Source organism: Janthinobacterium sp. Ant5-2-1 (genome assembly GCF_001445815.1).
GTDB lineage: Bacteria > Pseudomonadota > Gammaproteobacteria > Burkholderiales > Burkholderiaceae_D > Janthinobacterium > Janthinobacterium lividum_E.
Genome location: NZ_LNCE01000055.1, coordinates 26,579 through 46,089 on the forward strand (window position 1 = coordinate 26,579; position 19,511 = coordinate 46,089).

Annotated in this window: 17 protein-coding genes; 9 read left to right on the plus strand and 8 right to left on the minus strand. The window is 63.0% G+C overall.

What is annotated here, in order from left to right; genetic code table 11:
- Nucleotides 1-240 precede the first annotated feature (240 nt).
- Nucleotides 241-4,035 (plus strand): methionine synthase, encoded by a 3,795-nt coding sequence (metH, locus tag ASN89_RS18135; RefSeq protein ID WP_200969073.1) that lies wholly within the window; start codon nt 241-243, stop codon nt 4,033-4,035.
- 120 nt (nt 4,036-4,155) lie between these two features.
- The gene (locus ASN89_RS18140) at nt 4,156-4,527 is read left to right on the plus strand and encodes an SPW repeat protein (protein WP_046683470.1); all 372 of its coding nucleotides are present in this window, start codon (nt 4,156-4,158) and stop codon (nt 4,525-4,527) included.
- Nucleotides 4,528-4,683: 156 nt separating this feature from the next.
- On the opposite strand, the gene ASN89_RS18145 is transcribed toward ASN89_RS18140, so the two are convergent.
- From ASN89_RS18145 to rsmB, 8 genes are all read right to left on the minus strand, one after another.
- Entirely contained in the window at nt 4,684-5,964 is a 1,281-nt protein-coding gene (locus ASN89_RS18145; RefSeq protein WP_035824533.1) for an EAL and HDOD domain-containing protein, read from the minus strand.
- 137 nt (nt 5,965-6,101) lie between these two features.
- Complete coding sequence (locus ASN89_RS18150; protein ID WP_082654636.1) at nt 6,102-6,881, minus strand: class II glutamine amidotransferase; 780 nt, start codon at nt 6,879-6,881, stop codon at nt 6,102-6,104.
- A gap of 77 nt (nt 6,882-6,958) precedes the next feature.
- The gene (locus ASN89_RS18155; protein ID WP_034749313.1) at nt 6,959-7,216 is read right to left on the minus strand and encodes a DUF3567 domain-containing protein; all 258 of its coding nucleotides are present in this window, start codon (nt 7,214-7,216) and stop codon (nt 6,959-6,961) included.
- Between the two features lie 150 nt (nt 7,217-7,366).
- Nucleotides 7,367-7,774: a hypothetical protein gene (locus ASN89_RS18160; protein ID WP_058050251.1), complete on the minus strand. Its 408-nt coding sequence runs from the start codon at nt 7,772-7,774 to the stop codon at nt 7,367-7,369.
- On the minus strand, nt 7,771-8,490 hold the full coding sequence (locus ASN89_RS18165) for a response regulator (RefSeq protein WP_034749318.1): 720 nt from the start codon (nt 8,488-8,490) through the stop codon (nt 7,771-7,773). The genes ASN89_RS18160 and ASN89_RS18165 overlap by 4 nt, the downstream gene beginning before the upstream one ends.
- Before the next feature lie 98 nt (nt 8,491-8,588).
- Nucleotides 8,589-10,886 (minus strand): sensor histidine kinase, encoded by a 2,298-nt coding sequence (locus ASN89_RS18170; protein WP_046683473.1) that lies wholly within the window; start codon nt 10,884-10,886, stop codon nt 8,589-8,591.
- Nucleotides 10,886-11,392: a DUF4390 domain-containing protein gene (locus ASN89_RS18175; protein WP_235194189.1), complete on the minus strand. Its 507-nt coding sequence runs from the start codon at nt 11,390-11,392 to the stop codon at nt 10,886-10,888. Before ASN89_RS18175 ends, ASN89_RS18170 begins: the two co-directional genes overlap by 1 nt.
- Before the next feature lie 97 nt (nt 11,393-11,489).
- On the minus strand, nt 11,490-12,911 hold the full coding sequence (rsmB, locus tag ASN89_RS18180) for a 16S rRNA (cytosine(967)-C(5))-methyltransferase RsmB (RefSeq protein ID WP_058050252.1): 1,422 nt from the start codon (nt 12,909-12,911) through the stop codon (nt 11,490-11,492).
- 376 nt (nt 12,912-13,287) lie between these two features.
- Between rsmB and argS the strand changes: the two genes are divergently transcribed.
- The 7 genes from argS to ASN89_RS18215 are packed head-to-tail and all read left to right on the plus strand — an operon-like array spanning nt 13,288 to nt 19,462.
- A complete protein-coding gene (gene argS, locus ASN89_RS18185) occupies nt 13,288-14,997 on the plus strand; it encodes an arginine--tRNA ligase (RefSeq protein ID WP_046683476.1) in 1,710 nt (569 codons plus the stop codon).
- 20 nt (nt 14,998-15,017) lie between these two features.
- Nucleotides 15,018-15,725 (plus strand): SPOR domain-containing protein, encoded by a 708-nt coding sequence (locus ASN89_RS18190; RefSeq protein WP_046683477.1) that lies wholly within the window; start codon nt 15,018-15,020, stop codon nt 15,723-15,725.
- Between the two features lie 9 nt (nt 15,726-15,734).
- Entirely contained in the window at nt 15,735-16,406 is a 672-nt protein-coding gene (locus tag ASN89_RS18195) for a thiol:disulfide interchange protein DsbA/DsbL (protein ID WP_058050253.1), read from the plus strand.
- 37 nt (nt 16,407-16,443) lie between these two features.
- Nucleotides 16,444-17,205, plus strand: coding sequence for an SDR family oxidoreductase (locus ASN89_RS18200; RefSeq protein ID WP_046683479.1), 762 nt, complete (start codon nt 16,444-16,446; stop codon nt 17,203-17,205).
- Nucleotides 17,206-17,215: 10 nt separating this feature from the next.
- Nucleotides 17,216-18,010, plus strand: a complete 795-nt coding sequence (locus ASN89_RS18205; RefSeq protein ID WP_058050254.1) for a biotin--[acetyl-CoA-carboxylase] ligase — start codon at nt 17,216-17,218, stop codon at nt 18,008-18,010.
- A 4-nt stretch (nt 18,011-18,014) separates the two neighbouring features.
- A complete protein-coding gene (locus ASN89_RS18210) occupies nt 18,015-18,773 on the plus strand; it encodes a type III pantothenate kinase (protein WP_058050255.1) in 759 nt (252 codons plus the stop codon).
- Nucleotides 18,767-19,462 carry an SPOR domain-containing protein gene (locus ASN89_RS18215; RefSeq protein WP_058050256.1) on the plus strand — a complete coding sequence of 232 codons (696 nt, stop codon included), beginning with the start codon at nt 18,767-18,769 and terminating at the stop codon, nt 19,460-19,462. Before ASN89_RS18210 ends, ASN89_RS18215 begins: the two co-directional genes overlap by 7 nt.
- Nucleotides 19,463-19,511 lie beyond the last annotated feature (49 nt).

The following is a 19,511-nucleotide window of genomic DNA, read 5'->3' on the forward strand; positions in this document are numbered from 1 at the left end:
GCAAACGTGGCGCGAGGCGATGTGTTGCAAGAAGGCCAGCCGTGGGGTGATCGGCCGCTTTTGCTTAAAACCAAAGCAGCCTGATGCCGTATAATTTTAGACCCGGTGAAATCAGGCGATTGCCACCTTCTGCCTGCCCTATCCGGCCGGCACACTCCGTCAGCTGATCCTGCTGATCCGCAACCGCCTCGTACAGTCTTGTCGCCGCGCCGCCGCCCGTTTGCCTATTGAAAGCATGAAATGAACGATACCGTGATCCCCGCCATGTCCCCGACCGAAGCCACCTTGCGCGCCATCCTGGCGCAGCGGATCATGATCCTCGACGGCGCCATGGGCACGATCATCCAGCAGTACAAGCTCGACGAAGAAGCCTACCGTGGCGGTCCCGCCGGCCGCTTCATCGATTTCACCGCGCCGGCCGACAGCGGCGCGCGCGAACTGTTCGTCAAGGGCAACAATGAGCTGCTGACCCTGACGCAGCCGCATATCATCCAGGAAATCCACGAGCGCTACCTGGCGGCCGGCGCCGACCTGATCGAAACGAATACCTTCGGCGCCACGACGATCGCGCAAGACGATTACCACATGGCCCACCTGGCCTATGAAATGAACGTGCAGGCCGCCAAGCTGGCGCGCGCCGCCTGCGATAAATATTCCACGCCGGACAAGCCGCGCTTCGTCGCCGGCGCCCTCGGGCCCACGCCGAAGACGGCGTCGATCTCGCCCGACGTGAACGACCCGGCCGCGCGCAACGTCAGTTTCGACCAGCTGGTGGCCGCCTACCTGCAGCAGACGCAGGGCCTGGTGGAAGGCGGCGCCGACGTGCTGCTGGTGGAAACCATTTTCGATACCTTGAACTGCAAGGCGGCCCTGTTCGCCATCGACCTGTTCTACGAGCAAAACCCGACCGTCGTGCGCCTGCCGTTGATGATTTCCGGCACCGTCACGGACGCCTCGGGACGCATCCTGTCGGGCCAGACCGTGCCCGCCTTCTGGAATTCCGTGCGCCACGCGAAACCGCTGACGATCGGCCTGAACTGCGCGCTGGGCGCGGCCCTGATGCGCCCGTATGCGGAAGAGCTGGCCAAGATCGCCGACACTTTCGTGTGCATCTACCCGAACGCGGGCTTGCCCAATCCCATGAGCGACACGGGCTTCGATGAGTTGCCAGCCGATACGTCGGCCCTGCTGCGCGAATTCGCCGACGCGGGCTTTTTGAACATGGCGGGCGGCTGCTGCGGCACCACACCCGAGCACATCGCCGCCATCGGCCAATTGCTGTCGAAAAACACGCCGCGCACGGTGCCGGCCCCGTCGCACGACTTGCGCCTGGCGGGCCTGGAACCGTTCGTCGTCAATGACGAGTCGCTGTTCGTCAACGTGGGCGAGCGCACCAACGTCACTGGCTCGAAGGCGTTCGCGCGCATGATCCTGAACGAGCAATACGACGAAGCGCTCTCCGTGGCGCGCCAGCAAGTGGAAAACGGCGCGCAAGTGATCGACATCAACATGGACGAAGCGATGCTCGACTCGCTGGCCGCCATGACGCGCTTTTTGAACCTGATCGCCTCGGAACCCGATATTTCACGCGTGCCCATCATGGTCGACTCGTCGAAATGGTCCGTCATCGAAGCGGGCCTCAAATGCGTGCAGGGCAAGGCCATCGTCAATTCGATTTCCATGAAGGAAGGCGAAGAGGAATTCCTGCGCCAGGCGAAACTGTGCCGCCGCTACGGCGCGGCCGTCATCGTCATGGCTTTCGATGAAAAGGGCCAGGCCGACACCTTCGAGCGCAAGATCGAAATTTGCGCTCGCGCGTATCACCTGCTGATCGATGCGCTGGACTTCCCGCCCGAAGACATCATTTTCGACCCGAACATCTTTGCCGTCGCCACCGGCATCGAAGAGCACAACAACTACGCCGTCGACTTCATCAACGCCACGCGCTGGATCAAGGAAAACTTGCCGTACGCGAAGATCTCGGGCGGCGTGTCGAACGTGTCCTTCAGTTTCCGCGGCAACGATCCAGCCCGTGAAGCCATCCATACCGTCTTCCTGTACCACGCCATCAAGGCCGGCATGACCATGGGCATCGTCAACGCCGGCATGGTGGGCGTATACGACAATCTCGACCCGGAACTGCGCGAGCGCGTGGAAGACGTGGTGCTGAACCGCCGCGAAGACTCGACCGAGCGCATGATCGAGTTTGCCGGCACCTTGAAGGCGGGCGGCAAGGCCGAAGCGCAAACCCTGGCCTGGCGCGAAGGCACGGTACAGGCGCGCCTGTCGCACGCGCTGGTGCACGGCATCACGCAATTCATCGTGGAAGACACGGAAGAAGCGCGCCAGGAACTGCTGCACAATGGCGGACGTCCCATCCATGTGATCGAAGGCCCCTTGATGGCCGGCATGGACGTGGTCGGCGACCTGTTTGGCCAAGGCAAGATGTTCCTGCCGCAAGTGGTGAAATCGGCGCGCGTGATGAAGCAGGCCGTGGCCCACCTGATTCCGTTCATCGAGGAAGAAAAGCTGCTGGAAGAAAAGCGCACGGGCATCGTCGCCAAGCCGAAAGGCAAGATCATCATGGCGACCGTCAAAGGCGACGTGCATGACATCGGCAAGAACATCGTTACCGTTGTTCTGCAATGCAATAACTTCGAAGTGGTGAACATGGGCGTGATGGTGCCGTGCTCGGAAATCCTCGCCCGCGCCAAGGTGGAAAACGCCGACATCATCGGTCTGTCGGGCCTGATCACGCCGTCGCTGGAAGAAATGGCCTATGTCGCCAAGGAAATGCAGCGCGACGAACACTTCCGCATGCTCAAGATTCCCCTGCTGATCGGCGGCGCCACCACCAGCCGCGCCCACACGGCCGTGAAAATCGCGCACAACTATGAAGGCCCCGTGATCTACGTGCCGGACGCGTCGCGTTCCGTGTCCGTGGCGCAGTCGCTCTTGACGCCGGAGCAGCGCGACAAGTACGTGGAAGACATCGAAACCGATTACGCGCGCATCCGCGAGCAGCACGCCAACAAGAAGGCCCTGCCCATCCTGCCTTTGGCGCAAGCGCGCGCCAACAGGATGGTCGTGCCGTTCGACGGCGCCTGCACGCCCGTGAAACCGAAGTTCATCGGCCGTCGCGTGTTCAAGAACGTGGACCTGGCTACCCTGGCCAATTACATCGACTGGGGTCCGTTCTTCCAGACCTGGGACCTGGCTGGCCCCTTCCCCGCCATTTTGACGGATGAAGTGGTGGGCGACGCGGCCACCAAGGTGTACGCGGAAGGCCAGGCCTTGCTGAAAAAACTCATCGACGGACGCTGGCTGACGGCCAATGGCGTCGTCTCCTTGCTGCCGGCCAACAGCATCAATGACGACGATATCGAGGTGTACACGGACGATACGCGCAGTACCGTGGCGTTCACCTACTACGGCATGCGCCAGCAAGGCGTGAAACCCGTGGTCGATGGCGTGCAACGGCCGAACCAGTGCCTGGCCGACTTCATTGCGCCGAAGGCATCAGGCGTGAAGGATTACATCGGCATGTTTGCCGTCACGTCCGGCCTGGGTATCGAAAAATACGAAAAACGCTTCGAGGATGCGCACGACGATTACTCGTCCATCATGTTGAAATCGCTGGCGGACCGCCTGGCCGAGGCCTTTGCCGAATACCTGCACGAGCGCGTGCGCAAGGATTTGTGGGGCTATGTGCCGGACGAGCACCTGGGCAACGACGACATGATCGCCGAAAAGTATGTCGGCATCCGCCCGGCGCCCGGCTACCCGGCCTGCCCCGAGCATACCGTCAAGAAAGAGATGTTCGACGTCATGCAGGCCGAGGAAATCGGCATGCAGCTGACGGAATCGTACGCCATGTTCCCGGGCGCGGCCGTGTCCGGCTTTTATTTTGCTCACCCGGAGTCGAAATACTTCGTCGTCGGCAAGATCGGCATGGACCAGGTGGAAGACATGGCCAAGCGTCGTAACGTCAACATTGAGGACGTGGAACGCTGGCTGGCGCCGAACCTGTCGTAACACCATCGCCTTGACCTGCGGCGCGCGGAACTTTTCGCGCGCCGCAGCGCACTAACGCAGTATGCCGGCCGGCATGCTGCATGCCCGCTCCGGCCCGTTCTCAATTGGCAAGGAGGATATATGGCAACCAATTTCAAACTGAAACGCTGGCAGGATCAGGTGATCCTGTTGCTGGGCTTATGGCTGGTCGTCTCGCCCTGGGCCTTTTCCTATCCCCAAGGCTCGCCGCAGATGATGAACGCCATTGTCTCGGGCCTGGTGATCGCCGTGCTGGCCGCCTTCGACCTGTACAAGACCTATTTCTGGGCCGTCGTCGTCAACCTGCTCGTCGGCGTCTGGGTCGCCGCCTCGCCGTGGGTACTGCGGCTGGCCGATCAGCCCGTCGTCATGTGGAACGAGCTGCTCGTCGGTATCGCCGTCGTCGTGCTGGCCCTGTGGGAATTGCGCACCGACCCCGAACTGCACAAGCACTGGCCGGGCGCGGCAGCGTAGCGGCGTAAAAAAGCCCTGCTACGGCGTCGCCGTGCAGGGCTGTTTTTTGACGGGTCGGTAGGTTGGATTAGCGCTTGCGCGTAATCCGACACCCCCACAGTCATCGCCAACAATGTTGTCGGATTACGCGGGGCCTGGCGGCCGCGCTAATCCGACCTACAGTGCGTAGCGGACGACGTTATCGCTCCATTCGTATGCGGCCATTTCCAGCTCCACCAGGTCGTCCGGCGACATGGCCAGGTCGCGCAAGGTCGGCACGATCTCGCCTTCCATGTCTTCGATGCGCTCGATGCATTCGGCCAGGCGCAGCAGGTCGCCATAGAAACCTTCGCGCGACAGCAGCGCTTCAGCCACTTCGTCGATCACTTCGATCTGGCTGAGGATTTCCGACATCGGCACGCCGAACAGGGTATCCATCAGGGACATGATGCCGACCGTAAAGGCGATATCGGCCGAGTGGGCGTGGTTCGGGCGCAGTTTATGCGCGAGCAATTCCAGCAAACGGCCACGCGTGGTGGCCAGCATCAGCAGCGGCGTCATGCTATGGCCGCGCTTGCTTGGCTCCGCGTACAGCATGATTTGCAGCCAGCGCTGCAATTGGCGGCGGCCCAGCACGGTGACGGCCTGGCTCAGCGAATCGATGCGCTGACGCGCGCCCACGGCCGGCGTATTGACCAGGCGCAGCAGGTTCAGGGCCAAGGACACGTCGCGCTTGATGGCGCGCTCGATATCCATGTTGTCGGCGTCCGACGTCACCAAGGTCATCAGTTCCATGACAGCCAGTTGCGACGGCGACAGCTTCTTGCCCGTCATGATGGCGGGCTTGGCAAAGTAATAACCCTGGAAGTAATCGAAGCCCAGGTCCAGGCCCGACTTGAATTCTTCGCGCGTCTCGACCTTTTCCGCCACCAGTTTCTTGTTTTCCTGCTTGAAACGGGGCGCCAGCGCCGCCAGCACTTTCGGGTCGACCGTGCTCATGTCCATCTTGACGTATTGCACCAGCGGCAACAGTTCCTGCACTTGCGCCGTGTCGGACACGACGTTTTCCAGCGCGAAGGTGAAGCCATGGCCCACCAGTTCGCTGATGCGCGCGCGCACTTCCGGCGTCACGGGCATCGATTCGACGATTTCCAGCACCACTTTTTCGCGCGGCAGGAAGACGAAGATGTCGCTCATGATCACGTCGGCATCGACGTTGACGAAACCGAGCGCGTCGCCGATGACCTTTTCCATGCCCAGTTGGGAAGCGTGGGCGATCACGGACGCCGTGGCGGACAGGTCGCTGGTAATGTTGGCGGGGCCGACCGGAGCGTTGCGGAATAGCAACTCATAGCCGAACAGGGCCTGGTTGCGGTCGAGGATAGGTTGTCGACCCAGATAGAACTCGCGCACGCGCAAGGGTTTCGGGGTGATGTCGTTGCTGGAAATATCGATCATTAACTCTTCATCAATCACGTCGAGTGACACCGGCCGCGCCGCGCCCGCATCAAGGTTCACTATTGACAATACTTTAGCTGAATTCCGCCCGCGCTGTGGGTATTTTGGCAGCAATCCAGTTTATTGTCGTCAACAAATTAGGCCACTGGCGTGTCTTGTACTATCCCGTCGACAAATAATTTCAATTCGCCGGGCGCAAACGCCGTCCATTGCTCATTCGTCGTCAGCGGCTGGGTAACGATCACGGCCACTCTGTCCTGGGGCGTCGTCACCTGGGAAAAGTCCACGCTCAGGTCTTCATCGGAGAGTTTAGCAGTTGGGAACGGATGTTGTCGCACCAGATAGTGCAAGCTGGTCGAGCAATGGGCAAACAGCGCCTCGCCGCTCGACAGCATCATGTTGAACGTGCCGTGGGCGGCAATGCTGGGCAACAACTGCGCCAGGGCGGCATGCAGTTGCGACAAGGCCGGCGCGGCGTCGCCAAAGCGCGCGTGCAATTCCTGCAGCAGGTAGCAGAAAGCCCGTTCGCTGTCGGTGCAGCCGACGGGACGGTAACTGCCCGTCAGCACGGGGTTGAAATCCTTCAAATCGCCGTTGTGGGCAAAGACCCAGTAGCGGCCCCACAGTTCGCGCACGAAGGGGTGGCAGTTTTCCAGCGCCACCTGGCCTTGCGTGGCCTTGCGGATATGCGCGATGACATTGCGCGACTTGATCGGGTAGCGTTTGATCAGTTCGGCCACGGGCGAGGCGATGGCCGCCTGGTGGTCGACGAAATGGCGCACGCCGGCGCCCTCGAAAAATGCGATGCCCCAGCCGTCATGGTGGGTATCGGTATGGCCGCCGCGCATGGCGAAGCCGGTAAAACTAAAGACAATGTCCGTAGGGACATTGCAATTCATTCCGAGAAGTTGGCACATGGTCTGTTTGCAGCTGGATAACACGGCCACCATACCACGCCGCCTGGCGGATTGGTATGGTGGCGATAGCCATCCGATCAGTGCAACAGGACGGGCTGGCTCATGAGGGAATCGTAGCTGCCCAAGAATTCATCGATCTCTTCCATGCTCGGTTCGCTGGCGATCAACTCGGTGACGTCGCGACGAAAGTTTTGCGCAAGGATGCCGGCGATAAACGTTTCCCGCTTGCCCCCCTTGTCGACGATTTCATAGCCGCCAAAGCGCAGGGCTTCCAGGTCGCCATCGACGCCGAATTCCACGACGCTATATTGTTCGCTGTTATAGATCAGGTTCATTTTGCATCCTTCGCTCAAGCAAGAGAAACTCTTGCGGTTTCAGGACAGAGGTGGGGTTCCCACGCCGCCATTTCAAGCGGCAATGCCACCCTGCGGGCTACAGAGTTGTAACGAGATGCAAACTGCGACTGCGGTAAGACGATCAGGAAGCTACGTTGAGGAAACAAGCAAGTCCGGTTCCAGCGCCAGCAGGACATCGTAGGGACTGGCGGTCAGCCAGGTGCGCAGCTGTTCGATGTGCGAGGCGTCGGCCAGGCTGATGAACAGGCGCGCGGGTGGATGGCGCAGCAGACGATTTAATGTTACACGCAATACGAGATTGCCGCTGCAGCACAGGCAACCGGGGGCGATGCGCAACAGTTGCAATGGAAACGATGAGGAAGGGGAAATTTGTTCGGCCAGGTCGGCCAGGATGGCGTTGCCGTCAGCGAGTCCCTCGAGGATCACGGCGGTCGTTTCGGCAGGCTGCAAGGCTTGCGCGATGGCCGCCTCGCGCTCGGCGGCGCGACCGCCGCTGACCAGGGTCAGCGGCGTCGGACGCCGTACGCCTGACGTCACAGGCCTTTCTTGGCCAGCTTGCCCGGTTCCACGCCCAGCTGTTTCAGCTTGCGGTACAAATGGGTGCGTTCCAGGCCTGTTTTTTCCGCCACGCGGGTCATGCTGCCGCCTTCGCGGCCCAGGTGGTGTTCGAAATACATGCGCTCGAACGCATCACGCGCTTCGCGCAGCGGCAAGTCGAACGACAGGTTGTAGCCATGGCCTTCGGCTACCGCCGGTACGGCGATGCCTGGGCGTACCATCAGCTGTTGCGGCGCACTGCCGCCAAAGCTGGGCACGGGGTGGCTGCTTTCTTCGGCCACCACGGGCGCCACGGGACGCGGCGCCACGCTCGGCGCGCGCACGGTTTCCTGGGCCCGCGTCAAGCCTTGCTGGACTGCCTTCAGCAGTTTTTGCAGGGCAATCGGTTTTTCCAGGAAGTTCATGGCGCCGATGCGCGTCGCCTCGACCGCCGTATCGATGGTGGCGTGGCCCGACATCATGATCACCGGCATGGTCAGCAAGCCATCGCGCTGCCACTCCTTGAGCAGGGTGACGCCATCGGTGTCGGGCATCCAGATATCCAGCAATACCAGATCCGGCGCACCGGCGGCACGCGCTTCGCGCGCCTGCTGCGCATTTTCGGCCAGCTGGATAGCATGTCCTTCGTCGCCCAAAATTTCCGAGAGCAACTCACGGATACCCATTTCATCATCCACTACGAGTATGTTTGCCATTCGTGTCTTGCCTTCCTCATTTCGCCGGCCGACGCGCACAAGATGTACACGGCGGACAGCTATGATTTTATTAGTGTTTTAAATACTAAACCAGACCCTCACGCCAGGAATTCCTGGGCAGGAGTGTCGGGAGCTAACTTTAACAGCAAAATGACCACCGAAGCGCCACTGCCGTCGACCCGGTTCTCGATATCGATGCGTCCGCCGTGTTCATCGATAATTTTCTTTACCATCGCCAGGCCCAATCCCGTGCCGCGGGCCTTCGAGGTCACATACGGCTCGAAGGCGCGCGCCAGGATTTTTGGTGCAAAACCAGGACCATTGTCCGTGATGGCCAGCCGCACGGCGATATTCACGCCGCCGTCCGCACTGCGATAATGAATTGCTTCCGTCCTTACGTCAATCCGCGGATGCGGCGAGTCCGGCGGCAGGTCGGCCATGGCGTCCTGCGCGTTCTGCAGCAGGTTATGAATCACCTGGCGCAACTGGGTCGGATCGCCCATCACCATCGGCAGATTCGGCGCCAGCAGCGGGTGGATGATGTCGCCATCGTCGCCTCGCAGGTACAGGTTCAGTATCTCTTCGATCAGCTCGTTCAAGCGCAGCGGCACGAGCACGGCCGGCGGCGTGCGCGCATAGTCGCGGAAGTCGTCGACCATGCGCTTCATCGCATCAACCTGCTTGACGATGGTGGTGGTGGCGCGGCTGAGCAGGTCGGCGTCCGGCTGCTCCAGCTTGCCTTCCAGCTTCATCTGCAGGCGCTCGGCCGACAGCTGGATCGGCGTGAGCGGATTCTTGATTTCATGCGCCAGGCGGCGCGCCACCTCGCCCCAGGCGATCGAACGCTGCGCGGAAATCACGTCGGAAATATCATCGAAGACGACGATGTAGCCGCTGCCGGACTCCAGCGGCAGGCGCGAGCCGCGCGCCAGCAAGGTAATGTCATGCTCGTCGGCACTGCTGCCCAGGCGGCGGGGAATCTCGATTTGCCGCTGCCAGTGCAGGCGCTGCTGGTTGCGGCCCGATGCCGACTGCGCGCTTTGCGCCGTGAAGGCGCTGATGATGGCGCCGCCAAACTCTTCCATTCCAGCAATTTGGACCAGCGGCTGGCCCACCATGCTCATGCCGGAGTGTTGCAAGATGCGCTCGACGGACTCGTTGCAGGTGACCAGTTTAAAATCGCCATCGAGCACCATCACGCCGGCCGACATGTTCGCCAGCACCGATTCCAGGTGGGCCTTGGCGTTTTGCAGCGCGGCGCGGTTGCTTTCCACGGCCGTGCGCGCATCGAGCAGCTGGCGCGTCATGATGTTGAACGACTGTGTCAGGGTGCCCAGTTCATCCTTGGTAGCGACGATGGGGCGCGGCGACAAATCGCCCTCGGCCACGGCGCGCGTGCCTTCGGCCAGCAGCAGCAGGGGCTGGGCCAGGTTCCCCGCGATCAGGAAAGCGCTGCCGATGGCGCCAAAGATGGCCAGCAGCAAGGTCAGGGTGAGAATTTCCATGTACATCTTGCGCAGACCCACGCGCGCGACGAAACGTTCCTTGTATTCACTGTAGGCGGCGCGCAGCACTTCGCCATTCGTCGCCAGCTTGGGCGGCACGGCCTGCAGCAGTTGCAGGTAGCGGGGCGACACGGAAGGTCCCGGCACGGCAACCAGCACGCGCAGGCGCAGGCTGGCCGCCGTTTCCAGCGATGCGGGCGTACCCGCGCGGAAGCCGCCGCCGCCCGATTCCGTGCCATCGTCGTGCAATTCCAGGCCCCCTTCGGCGGAGGCATAGCCGGCCGGCAAGGCCGCCTGCACCAGCATGGCCGGCGTCGGCAAGTCGGCCGCGCTGTGCGGCCCGGCGCTGGCCAGCAGCACGCCGTCGCCGCTGACGAGCATAACATTTTGCATGCCCTCTTCGCGCAGCAGGCTGGTCAACACAGCCGGACCAGCCACCGGGTCGGCACCCAGTTCATCGACGGCCTTGCGGCCCCGGTGATCGAGCTCGACCAAGGCCGCATCGAGGCCGGCACGGCCCAGCTCAATCCCCGATTCCAGCGCCGCTTCGATCTTGACGTTGAACCAGGATTCGATGGAGTGGGAGACGAATTGCACGGAAACAAGAAAAATCACGAGGCCGGGCAAGATGCCGACGGCGGCGAACAGCATCACCAGGCGCGTCATCAGCTTGGAGCCGAACTTGCCGCTCTTGTAGCGCGCGTATAAACGGCCAAGGGAAATGCCCACCAGCGCCAGCAGGGACACGGCCACGGCCGCGTTCAAGCCCAGCAGCCAGGTGTAGTAACGGTCGAAAAAGCCGGAATTATCGGAAGCCGACGCCAGCAGGAACAGCAGGATACTGACAATGCCGCCGCCCACCACCAGCAGATAGCGCAATGCTTGACTCACTACTCCGCCGTATACAAGAAGGTTTTTTTATTCGAAGCCAGGCGCCAGTCGCTGTTATTGAAGGCATTGACCTGTATCGGCTTGGGCAGGTAGTCGCGGTCCATGCCCATGCGCAAGGTGACGTTATACGTCTGCCCCACTTTCAGTTCGCCGCGTCGCGCCACCAGCCAGCGGCTGGGGCGGCGGATCAGGAACAGCGCATCGTCGAGCGTGGCAAAGCTTTGCTGCAAGCCGCCGCCCGACACATGATACTGGCGCGTGAGCACGTTGTACGACAGCCGGCTGGTCTGGCGCGCCACGATGGCCTTTTCATCGAACCAGTACCAGCGGGGCCGGGTCAGTTCGATTTCCGTCGTGAAAAACAGGGGCACGCCATGCTGCACGGCATCATCGAGGTCGTGATTGAGCTCGAAGGAATACGTGGCGGCCAGCTTGTAACCCTCTTCGCTCGACTCGATGTAGGCGCGGGTGATCTCGACCATGTCCGCGGCATGCGCGCGTGGCATGGTACATGCCAGCATCAGCAGCAGGGCCAGGAGTCGGAAGAGTCGTGTTGTCACAAGTGTGCCGGTGTAGTCCGTAGGATAAGATTCGACGAATCGCTCAAGCCGCATTTTTTTGGAAGAGCGCATAGAACAAACCGTCATGGTCCTGCTCCGCGCTGCCAGTCGGCAACAGCTGGCCAGGCGCTGTCAATCGGGTGGCATTATTGCGCACCGCAAATGCCGCCGCCTGTGCCTCGGACTCCTGCGGCCACAATGAACATGTCACGAACAGCAATTTACCATCGGGGCGCAGCATCTGCCACAGGTTGTCAAGAATTTTGGATGAAAGTGTTGCAAGTTGGAACGCGTCACCCTTGCGGCGCAGCCAGCGAATGTCGGGATGGCGGCGCACGATGCCCGAGGCCGTGCACGGCACGTCGGCCAGGATGCGGTCGTACTGCTGGCCGTCCCACCACGCGCTCGATTGCGCATCCTGCGCCTTCAAGGTAGCGTCCAGGCCTAGGCGCTCGAGGTTTTCCGCGATGCGCGGCAAGCGTTTGGCGTCCGCGTCGATGGCGGTCACTTGCACGTCGGCCAGTTCCAGGATGTGGCACGTCTTGCCGCCCGGCGCCGCGCAGGCGTCCAGCACGCGCATGCCGTCCTGCAAGTCCAGCAGCGGTGCGGCCAATTGCGCGCCTGCATCCTGCACGGAAACGACGCCCTGCTCGAAGCCGGGGATCAAGGCCACGCCGATCGGCTTGTCCAGGCGCACGGCGAACGGCCCCACCTGGCGCGCGGCAATGCCCGCTTCCTGCAGCACGGCCAGATACGCTTCCACCGTGCTCTTGCGGCGATTTACGCGCAGGGTCAATGGCGGCACGGCATTGCCAGCCGTCAAAATGGCTTGCCAATCGCGCGGATAGGCCAGGCGCAGCGAGTCGATCCACCACTGCGGATAATTCCATTGCGCCAACGGTTGCTGCAGGGCCGCTTCCAGCAAGGACTTGCGCTCGCGCAAGAAACGACGCAAGACGGCATTCACCATGCCCTTGGCGTGCGCCAGGTCAGGGTGCGAGGTGGCGACCGTGACGGCCTGGTCGACCACCGTGAATTCCTCATACGGCTGCTCGCCCGGCTCGGCCGACATCAGGGACAGCGCGCAGCACAGCAGGGCGGCGAGCATCGGCGGCTCGGGCGCCTTCGACGTCATCAGGCCGACCAGGGTTTCGCTGCGGCCCAGCTGGCGCATGGTACGGTAGGAAATATCCTGGATGGCTCCGCGCGCCTGCGGGCTGGCGTTCGATTGCGTAAACACCTTGGCCAGCGCCTGCGGCAGGGCCGTGCCCGTGCGTACTTGCGCTACGGCATTGGCCGCGCCCAGCAGGCAAAACGCCAGCGAGTCGGCGCGCAAATCGGGTTGGAAACCTGGCTGCAGGACCGGTTTCAGGTCGGGATGGTAGCTGGGACGCAATTTCGGGGCGGCAGGAGCCTGGCCTGGCGCCGGCTTGGTTTTCAATTTCAGCGTGGGGCGCTTGTTCATAGTTATCCGGTGTGGCTGCGCGCGGCGGGCTGCATGGAGGCAAAGTCGCGGCCGCGCGTCATCAATAAAGGGTCGATTGTAGCGTTTGTGGCGCCCTCTGGCCCAAGCGATTGCAGCGATACATGTAAATTGCGGCAAAAAACTGCATATATACAAGCAGAATGCGCCATGCTGATGTTTTCGCGCACCAACATGGGCATGCTGTCCTGATAATATCGTGAAACACGCCGGCACGGGAACACTGCCGGCTGGCGTATTGTTCCCGGCGGCAAACCAGTATAATTAACGCAGTCTGGGCGGCTTGTGTACTAGCCGTCCGTTTTGCTTTTTGATTCATTCTATTCATTCTTAACGCGGTTCCACCGCCATCCTGCTCATGCTCGCCCAACAGAAACAAGAAATCATCGCCCTGTTCCAGGCCGCCCTCGCTCCCGTCCTGGCCGGCACTACGCTTGAGCCTACCGTGGTGCTCGAGCGACCACGCGATGCATCGCATGGCGACGTCGCCTGCAATATCGCCATGCAACTGGCCAAGCAGCTGAAACAGAATCCGCGCGAACTGGCGCAAACCATCGTGACGGCCGTGCTGGCCAATCCGGCCGGCAAGGGCCTGGTCGAGGCAGTGGAAATCGCCGGTCCCGGCTTCATCAACGTGCGCGTCTCCGCCGCCGCCAAGCAGGCCGTGGTGAAAACCATCCTGGGCGAGGCCGACAGCTATGGCCGCAGCACGGCAGGTGCCGGCAAGCAAGTCATCCTGGAATTCGTCTCGGCCAACCCGACCGGCCCGCTGCACGTGGGCCACGGCCGCCAGGCGGCACTGGGCGACGCGCTGTCCTCGCTGTTCGACGCGCAAGGCTACCAAGTGACGCGCGAGTTCTACTATAACGATGCGGGCGTGCAGATCCAGACCCTGGCCAATTCCGTGCAGGCGCGCGCGCGCGGCTTCAAGCCCGGCGACGCTGAATGGCCCGAGTCGGCCTACAACGGCGACTACATCGCCGATATCGCCAACGACTTCAAGGCAGGCAAGACCGTCTCGGCCAGCGATGGCCAGCCTGCGTCGGCCAACGGCAACGTGGAAGACATCGATTCGATCCGCCCGTTCGCCGTCACCTACCTGCGCAACGAGCAGGACATCGACTTGCAGGCGTTCGGCGTGAAGTTCGACAATTACTACCTGGAATCGTCGCTGTACGCGGACGGCAAGGTTAATAGCGCCGTGGAAACATTGATCAAAGCGGGCCACACCTACGAGCAGGATGGCGCGCTGTGGCTGCGCACCACCGACTTCGGCGACGACAAAGACCGCGTGATGCGCAAGACGGACGGCACCTACACGTATTTCGTGCCGGACGTGGCGTACCACCTGGTGAAATGGCAGCGCGGCTTCGTGCAGGCCATCAATATCCAGGGCAGCGACCACCATGGCACCATCGCGCGCGTGCGCGCCGGCCTGCAGGCGGTCGACATGGGCATCCCGCAAGGCTACCCCGACTACGTGCTGCACAAGATGGTCACCGTCATGAAGGACGGCGAAGAGGTCAAGATCTCGAAGCGCGCCGGCTCCTACGTGACCGTGCGCGACCTGATCGAATGGTCGGGCGGCGGCGACATCGCCAAGGGCCGCGACGCCGTGCGTTTCTTCCTGATCTCGCGCAAGGCCGACACGGAATTCGTCTTCGACGTCGACGTGGCGCTGAAAACCACCGATGAAAACCCCGTCTATTACGTGCAGTACGCGCATGCGCGCATCTGCCGCATCCTGGAAAACTGGGGCGGCGATGAAAGCGCGGTCGCCAACGTCGACCTTTCCCCACTGACGGCGCCGACCGAAGCGACCTTGCTGGCGACCCTGGCCGCCTACCCGGAAATGCTGGCGCGCGCGCAAGCGGAACTGGGACCGCATCAAGTCGCCTTCTACCTGCGCGACCTGGCCGCCAACCTGCACAGCTTCTACTTCGCCGAAAAAGTGCTGGTCGAGGACGAAGCCGTCAAGATGGCCCGCCTGGCCCTCGTCATCGCCGCGCGCCAGGTATTGCGCAACGGCCTGGCACTGATCGGCGTGTCCGCGCCAAACAAAATGTAATCGCGAAGGTCAAACAGTCAATGAATCACGCTTCCCGCTTCTCTTCGACCCGGCGCCAGCAGGGCAACACCCTGGTCGGCATCATCATCGGCCTGGTCATCGGCCTGGGCATCGCCGTGGTGGTCGCCCTGGTGATCACCAAGGGCGCCTCGCCGTTCACCGACAAGTCGGGCAAGGCCGGCAAATCGGCCGAACCGACGGCCGGCCAGATCGCCGACCCGAACAAGCCGATGTACGGCAACAAGGAAGCGGCCAAGGAAGCGGCGCGCGACTTCTCCAAGGAGCCGCGCGAGATCGTCACGCCAACGCAGCCAGCCGCACCGGCGCCCGCACCCGCTCCAGCGCAGCAGCCGAAGGCACCGCCGCCGGACGCGCTGCAGGAATTGATCGGTACGTTGAAAGACAAGCCGGCGCCGAAAACGCCGGCGGCAGCACCAGCGCCGCAAGCGAAGGCCGACGTGAAAGAGGCCAAGGCCGATGCAGCCAGCGACAAATGGATTTATTATCTGCAGGCTGGCGCCTTCCATGACATGTCGGACGCCGAAAGCACACGCGGCAAACTGGCGCTGCTCGGCTTCGAAGCGGCCATCAGCGACCGCAGCACCGATGCCGGCGTGCTGCACCGCGTACGAGTCGGGCCTTTCAACCAGCTCGAAGCGATGAACCGCGCACGCACCAAACTGTCTGAAAACGGCATCGACGTCGCCGTCGTCCGCAACCAAAAATAAGGAACCAGCATGCGTTTTCTGAAGAACATCCTGATCGCCGCCGCACTGTGCACGGCCGCCATGGGCGCATCGGCCTCGCCGGCCGACCCGAAAAATGGCGTCGAGTACGAAACCCTGGCCACGCCGCAGGCGACGGAATCGGGCAAGAAAATCGAAGTGACCGAATTCTTCGCCTATTACTGCCCGCATTGCAACGTGCTCGAACCGCAGCTGGCGGCCTGGGTCAAAAAACAGGGGGACAACATCGTCTTCAAGCGCGTGCACGTGTCGCGCGATGAGAGCGTGGCGCCGCAGCAGCGATTGTTCTTCACCCTGCAAGCCATGGGCCTGGTCGACAAGCTGCACACCAGCGTCTTCCACGCCATGCACGTGGAACGCAACCGCCTGAACACCGACGACGCCGTCTTCGACTTTGTCGTCAAGCAGGGCGTGGACCGCCAGAAATTCATCGACACCTACCGTTCCATGGGCATCTCGGCCCGCGTGCGCCGTGCGGACGCCATGATGCAGGGCTATAACGTGACGTTCTGGCCCATGATCGCCATCGACGGCCGCTACATCACGTCGCCTTCGCAAGCCGATCAGGGCAGCAAGTCGGCCAAGAACGAAGAGCAGCTGAACGCCCAGGCGCTCACCGTGATGGACGTGCTGGTCGCGAAAGCCAAAGCGGAAAAGAAATAAGCATGGCCACTTCCCTGGCGCGCCCGGGCATCGCCTGATGCATCGCATTTTCATCACGGGCGCGTCGAGCGGACTGGGCGAAGCCCTGGCGCTGCAGTACGCGCGCCAGGGCGCCCAATTGGGCTTGCTGGCCCGCCGCGGCGACACGCTGCAGCAACTGATCGCCTCCCTGCCCCACCCTGAACGCCACCGCGCCTACGCAGTCGATGTGTGCGACCACGCCGCCCTGAAAAGCGCGGCCGGCGACTTCATCGCCCATGCCGGCGGCATCGACGTCGTCATCGCCAGCGCCGGCGTGTCCTACGGCACCTTGAGCGAGCACGCGGAAGACCTCGACGCTTTCGCGCGCCTGATCGCCATCAACGTCACGGCCACCGTCGCCACCTTTGCGCCTTTCATCGCCACCATGAAAAGCCAGGGCAGCGGACGGCTGGTGGGCATCGGCAGCGTGGCCGGCATCCGCGGCCTGCCCGGCGCCGAAGCCTACAGCGCCTCGAAGGCGGCCGTCATCAGCTACTGCGAATCGCTGCGCCTGGAATTGAAACCTGCGGGCATCAAGGTCGTCACCATCACGCCCGGCTACATCGACACGCCGATGACGCGCCACAACGCCTACCGCATGCCCTTTTTGATGCCGGCCGAAAAATTCGCCGCGCGGGCCGCGCGCGCCATCGCCGATGGCGACAGCTACCGCGTGATCCCGTGGCAGATGGGCGTCGTCGCCAAGCTGCTGCGCGCGCTGCCCAATGCCGTGTACGACCGGGCCTTCGCGAATGCGCCGCACAAGGCGCGCAACTGATCCAATTACCATGACGAAGCACTCAGACTTGAACAGCGCGGCCATCGCCGCCCATTGCGCCACGGGCGCCGCCCACGTATGCATAGAGGTGGTCGACGAAACGGGATCGACCAACGCCGACCTGCTGGCGCGCTGCGCCACCCTGGCCGGCCCCACCCTGCGCATCGCCGGCCAGCAGACGGCCGGACGGGGGCGCGCCGGACGGCCATGGGTGTCGCAAGCGGACGCCAGCCTGATGTTCTCGCTGGCCTGGCGCTTCAAGGGACCGCTGCATCAGCTGGTGGGATTGCCGCTGGCCGTCGGCGTGGCGCTGGCCGAAACCATGTCCTCGCTGGGCGTGCCGGTGCAACTGAAATGGCCGAACGATATGCTCAAGGATGGCCATAAACTGGCCGGCATCCTCGTCGAGACGCAGCAGGCGGCCGATGGCGCCGTGTGGGCCGTGATCGGCTGCGGCATCAATCTGCTGATGCCCGATGCGCTGGAACGGCAGATCGGTCGCAGCGTTTCCGCCGTGCCCTGGCTGGCGCAGATGGAACGCAATACCCTGGTGGCGGCCCTCTTGAGCCGCCTGGCCGGCGTGCTGGCCGAATTCGACGACACAGGCTTTGCGCCGTTCACGGAGCGCTGGAATGCACTGCACGCCTGGCAGGGCCAGCACGTGAAAATCCTCGACAACGGCCAGCTGCTGCAGCAAGGCGTGGCGGCCGGCGTGGATCACCTGGGCCGCCTGCTGCTGCGCACCGATGGCGGCCTGCAGGAAGTCATGTCCGGCGACGTGTCCTTGCGCCTGCTGGGGGAGTAAGCGCATGCTGCTGCTGATCGACGCCGGCAATACGCGCATCAAATGGGCACTCGTGGCCCCAGATAGTGCCGCCGGCGGCTGGTTGGCCAGCGGCGCCGTCGCGCATGCGCAGATCGACACCCTGGCCGCGCAGTGGGCGCCACTCGCTATCCATGAAGCACTGCTGTCGAACGTGGCAGGCGCCGTCATCGGCACGCGCCTGCGCGCCATGCTGCCGGTCGTTGCCCGCGACTTTGTCTCGCTGCCGCAGCTGGCGGGCCTGACGAATGGCTACCGTGCGCCGTCGCAGCTGGGCTGCGACCGCTTTGCCGCCGCCATCGGCGCGCAGGCGCTGGCGCCGGGCCTGCCCGTCATCGTCGCCAATTGCGGCACCGCCACCACCATCGACGCCATCACGGCCGATGGCGTTTTCCTCGGCGGGATGATCTTGCCGGGACTGGGATTGATGGCCAGTTCGCTGGCGCGCAACACGGCGCAGCTGCCGCAAATCGCCAGCGGCGCCGCCCTGCCGGCTGGCTTTGCCGACAACACGGACGACGCCATCCTTTCGGGCTGCCTGGCGGCCCAGGCGGGCGCCATCGAACGGGCCGTGCGCATGCACGGCGCCAGCGCCTGCCTGCTGTCGGGCGGCGCCGCGCCGCGCATCGCGCCGGCACTGGCGCTGGCGGTGCCGCTGCACCTGGTCGATAATATCGTCATGATCGGCCTGCAGGCCGCCGCGCGCGCCGGGGCCGCAGGAACACAAGGAAACCACGTATGCTGAAATTCGTCTTCTGGCTGCTGGCCGGCGTCAACCTGCTGGTACTGGCCATCGGCCAGGGTTATCTGGGCAGTTTTCGCACCGAGACGCGCGAACCGGCGCGCCTGAAAAACCAGCTGCAGGCGGGCAAGCTCGCCTTGCTGACGCAGGAGCAGGCCACGGCGTCTGCCGCGCCGCCGGCCGCCGAAGGCGCGACACCAGCAGCCGCCGCACCAGCGGCGCCGCCATCGTATGCGTGCACGGAAGTGGGCAATTTCCTGCTGGCCGACGGCCGCCGCTTCGAAGCGCAAGTGGCCGCGCTGAACCTGGGCGACCGCCAGTCGCGCCGCAACGTGGCCGGCCAGGATATTTCCAGCTATATGGTGTACATCCCGCCGCAGGGCAGCAAGGAAGGCGCCGACCGCAAGGCTGGCGAATTGAAGCAGCTGGGCGTGACGAATTACTTCATCATGAACGAAAGCAGCCCGCTGCGCTGGGGCATTTCACTGGGTGTGTTCAAGTCGGAAACGAGCGCGCAAAGCCAGCTGGCATCGCTCAACAAACAGGGCGTGCACAGCGCCCGCGTCGCGCCCCGTTACAGCGCCAGCAAGCAATTCGCTTACCAGTTCCGCGACCTCGACGCCGTCACGCGCACGCGGCTGGCCGAGATCACGAAGCAGTTCGAAGAGCAGGAACTGCGCTCCTGTAAATGACACCTGACAATCGTGCCGGATTACGGCGCTTTGCGCCTAATCCGACCTA

What these genes read in the sequence shown, in the direction of transcription:
- metH (WP_200969073.1), top strand. Translation starts at nt 241, where the DNA reads ATGAACGATACCGTGATCCCCGCCATGTCCCCGACCGAAGCCACCTTG.
- ASN89_RS18140 (WP_046683470.1), top strand. Translation starts at nt 4,156, where the DNA reads ATGGCAACCAATTTCAAACTGAAACGCTGGCAGGATCAGGTGATCCTG.
- ASN89_RS18145 (WP_035824533.1), bottom strand. Translation starts at nt 5,964, where the DNA reads ATGATCGATATTTCCAGCAACGACATCACCCCGAAACCCTTGCGCGTG.
- ASN89_RS18150 (WP_082654636.1), bottom strand. Translation starts at nt 6,881, where the DNA reads ATGTGCCAACTTCTCGGAATGAATTGCAATGTCCCTACGGACATTGTC.
- ASN89_RS18155 (WP_034749313.1), bottom strand. Translation starts at nt 7,216, where the DNA reads ATGAACCTGATCTATAACAGCGAACAATATAGCGTCGTGGAATTCGGC.
- ASN89_RS18165 (WP_034749318.1), bottom strand. Translation starts at nt 8,490, where the DNA reads ATGGCAAACATACTCGTAGTGGATGATGAAATGGGTATCCGTGAGTTG.
- ASN89_RS18175 (WP_235194189.1), bottom strand. Translation starts at nt 11,392, where the DNA reads ATGCCACGCGCGCATGCCGCGGACATGGTCGAGATCACCCGCGCCTAC.
- rsmB (WP_058050252.1), bottom strand. Translation starts at nt 12,911, where the DNA reads ATGAACAAGCGCCCCACGCTGAAATTGAAAACCAAGCCGGCGCCAGGC.
- argS (WP_046683476.1), top strand. Translation starts at nt 13,288, where the DNA reads ATGCTCGCCCAACAGAAACAAGAAATCATCGCCCTGTTCCAGGCCGCC.
- ASN89_RS18190 (WP_046683477.1), top strand. Translation starts at nt 15,018, where the DNA reads ATGAATCACGCTTCCCGCTTCTCTTCGACCCGGCGCCAGCAGGGCAAC.
- ASN89_RS18195 (WP_058050253.1), top strand. Translation starts at nt 15,735, where the DNA reads ATGCGTTTTCTGAAGAACATCCTGATCGCCGCCGCACTGTGCACGGCC.
- ASN89_RS18200 (WP_046683479.1), top strand. Translation starts at nt 16,444, where the DNA reads ATGCATCGCATTTTCATCACGGGCGCGTCGAGCGGACTGGGCGAAGCC.
- ASN89_RS18205 (WP_058050254.1), top strand. Translation starts at nt 17,216, where the DNA reads ATGACGAAGCACTCAGACTTGAACAGCGCGGCCATCGCCGCCCATTGC.
- ASN89_RS18210 (WP_058050255.1), top strand. Translation starts at nt 18,015, where the DNA reads ATGCTGCTGCTGATCGACGCCGGCAATACGCGCATCAAATGGGCACTC.
- ASN89_RS18215 (WP_058050256.1), top strand. Translation starts at nt 18,767, where the DNA reads ATGCTGAAATTCGTCTTCTGGCTGCTGGCCGGCGTCAACCTGCTGGTA.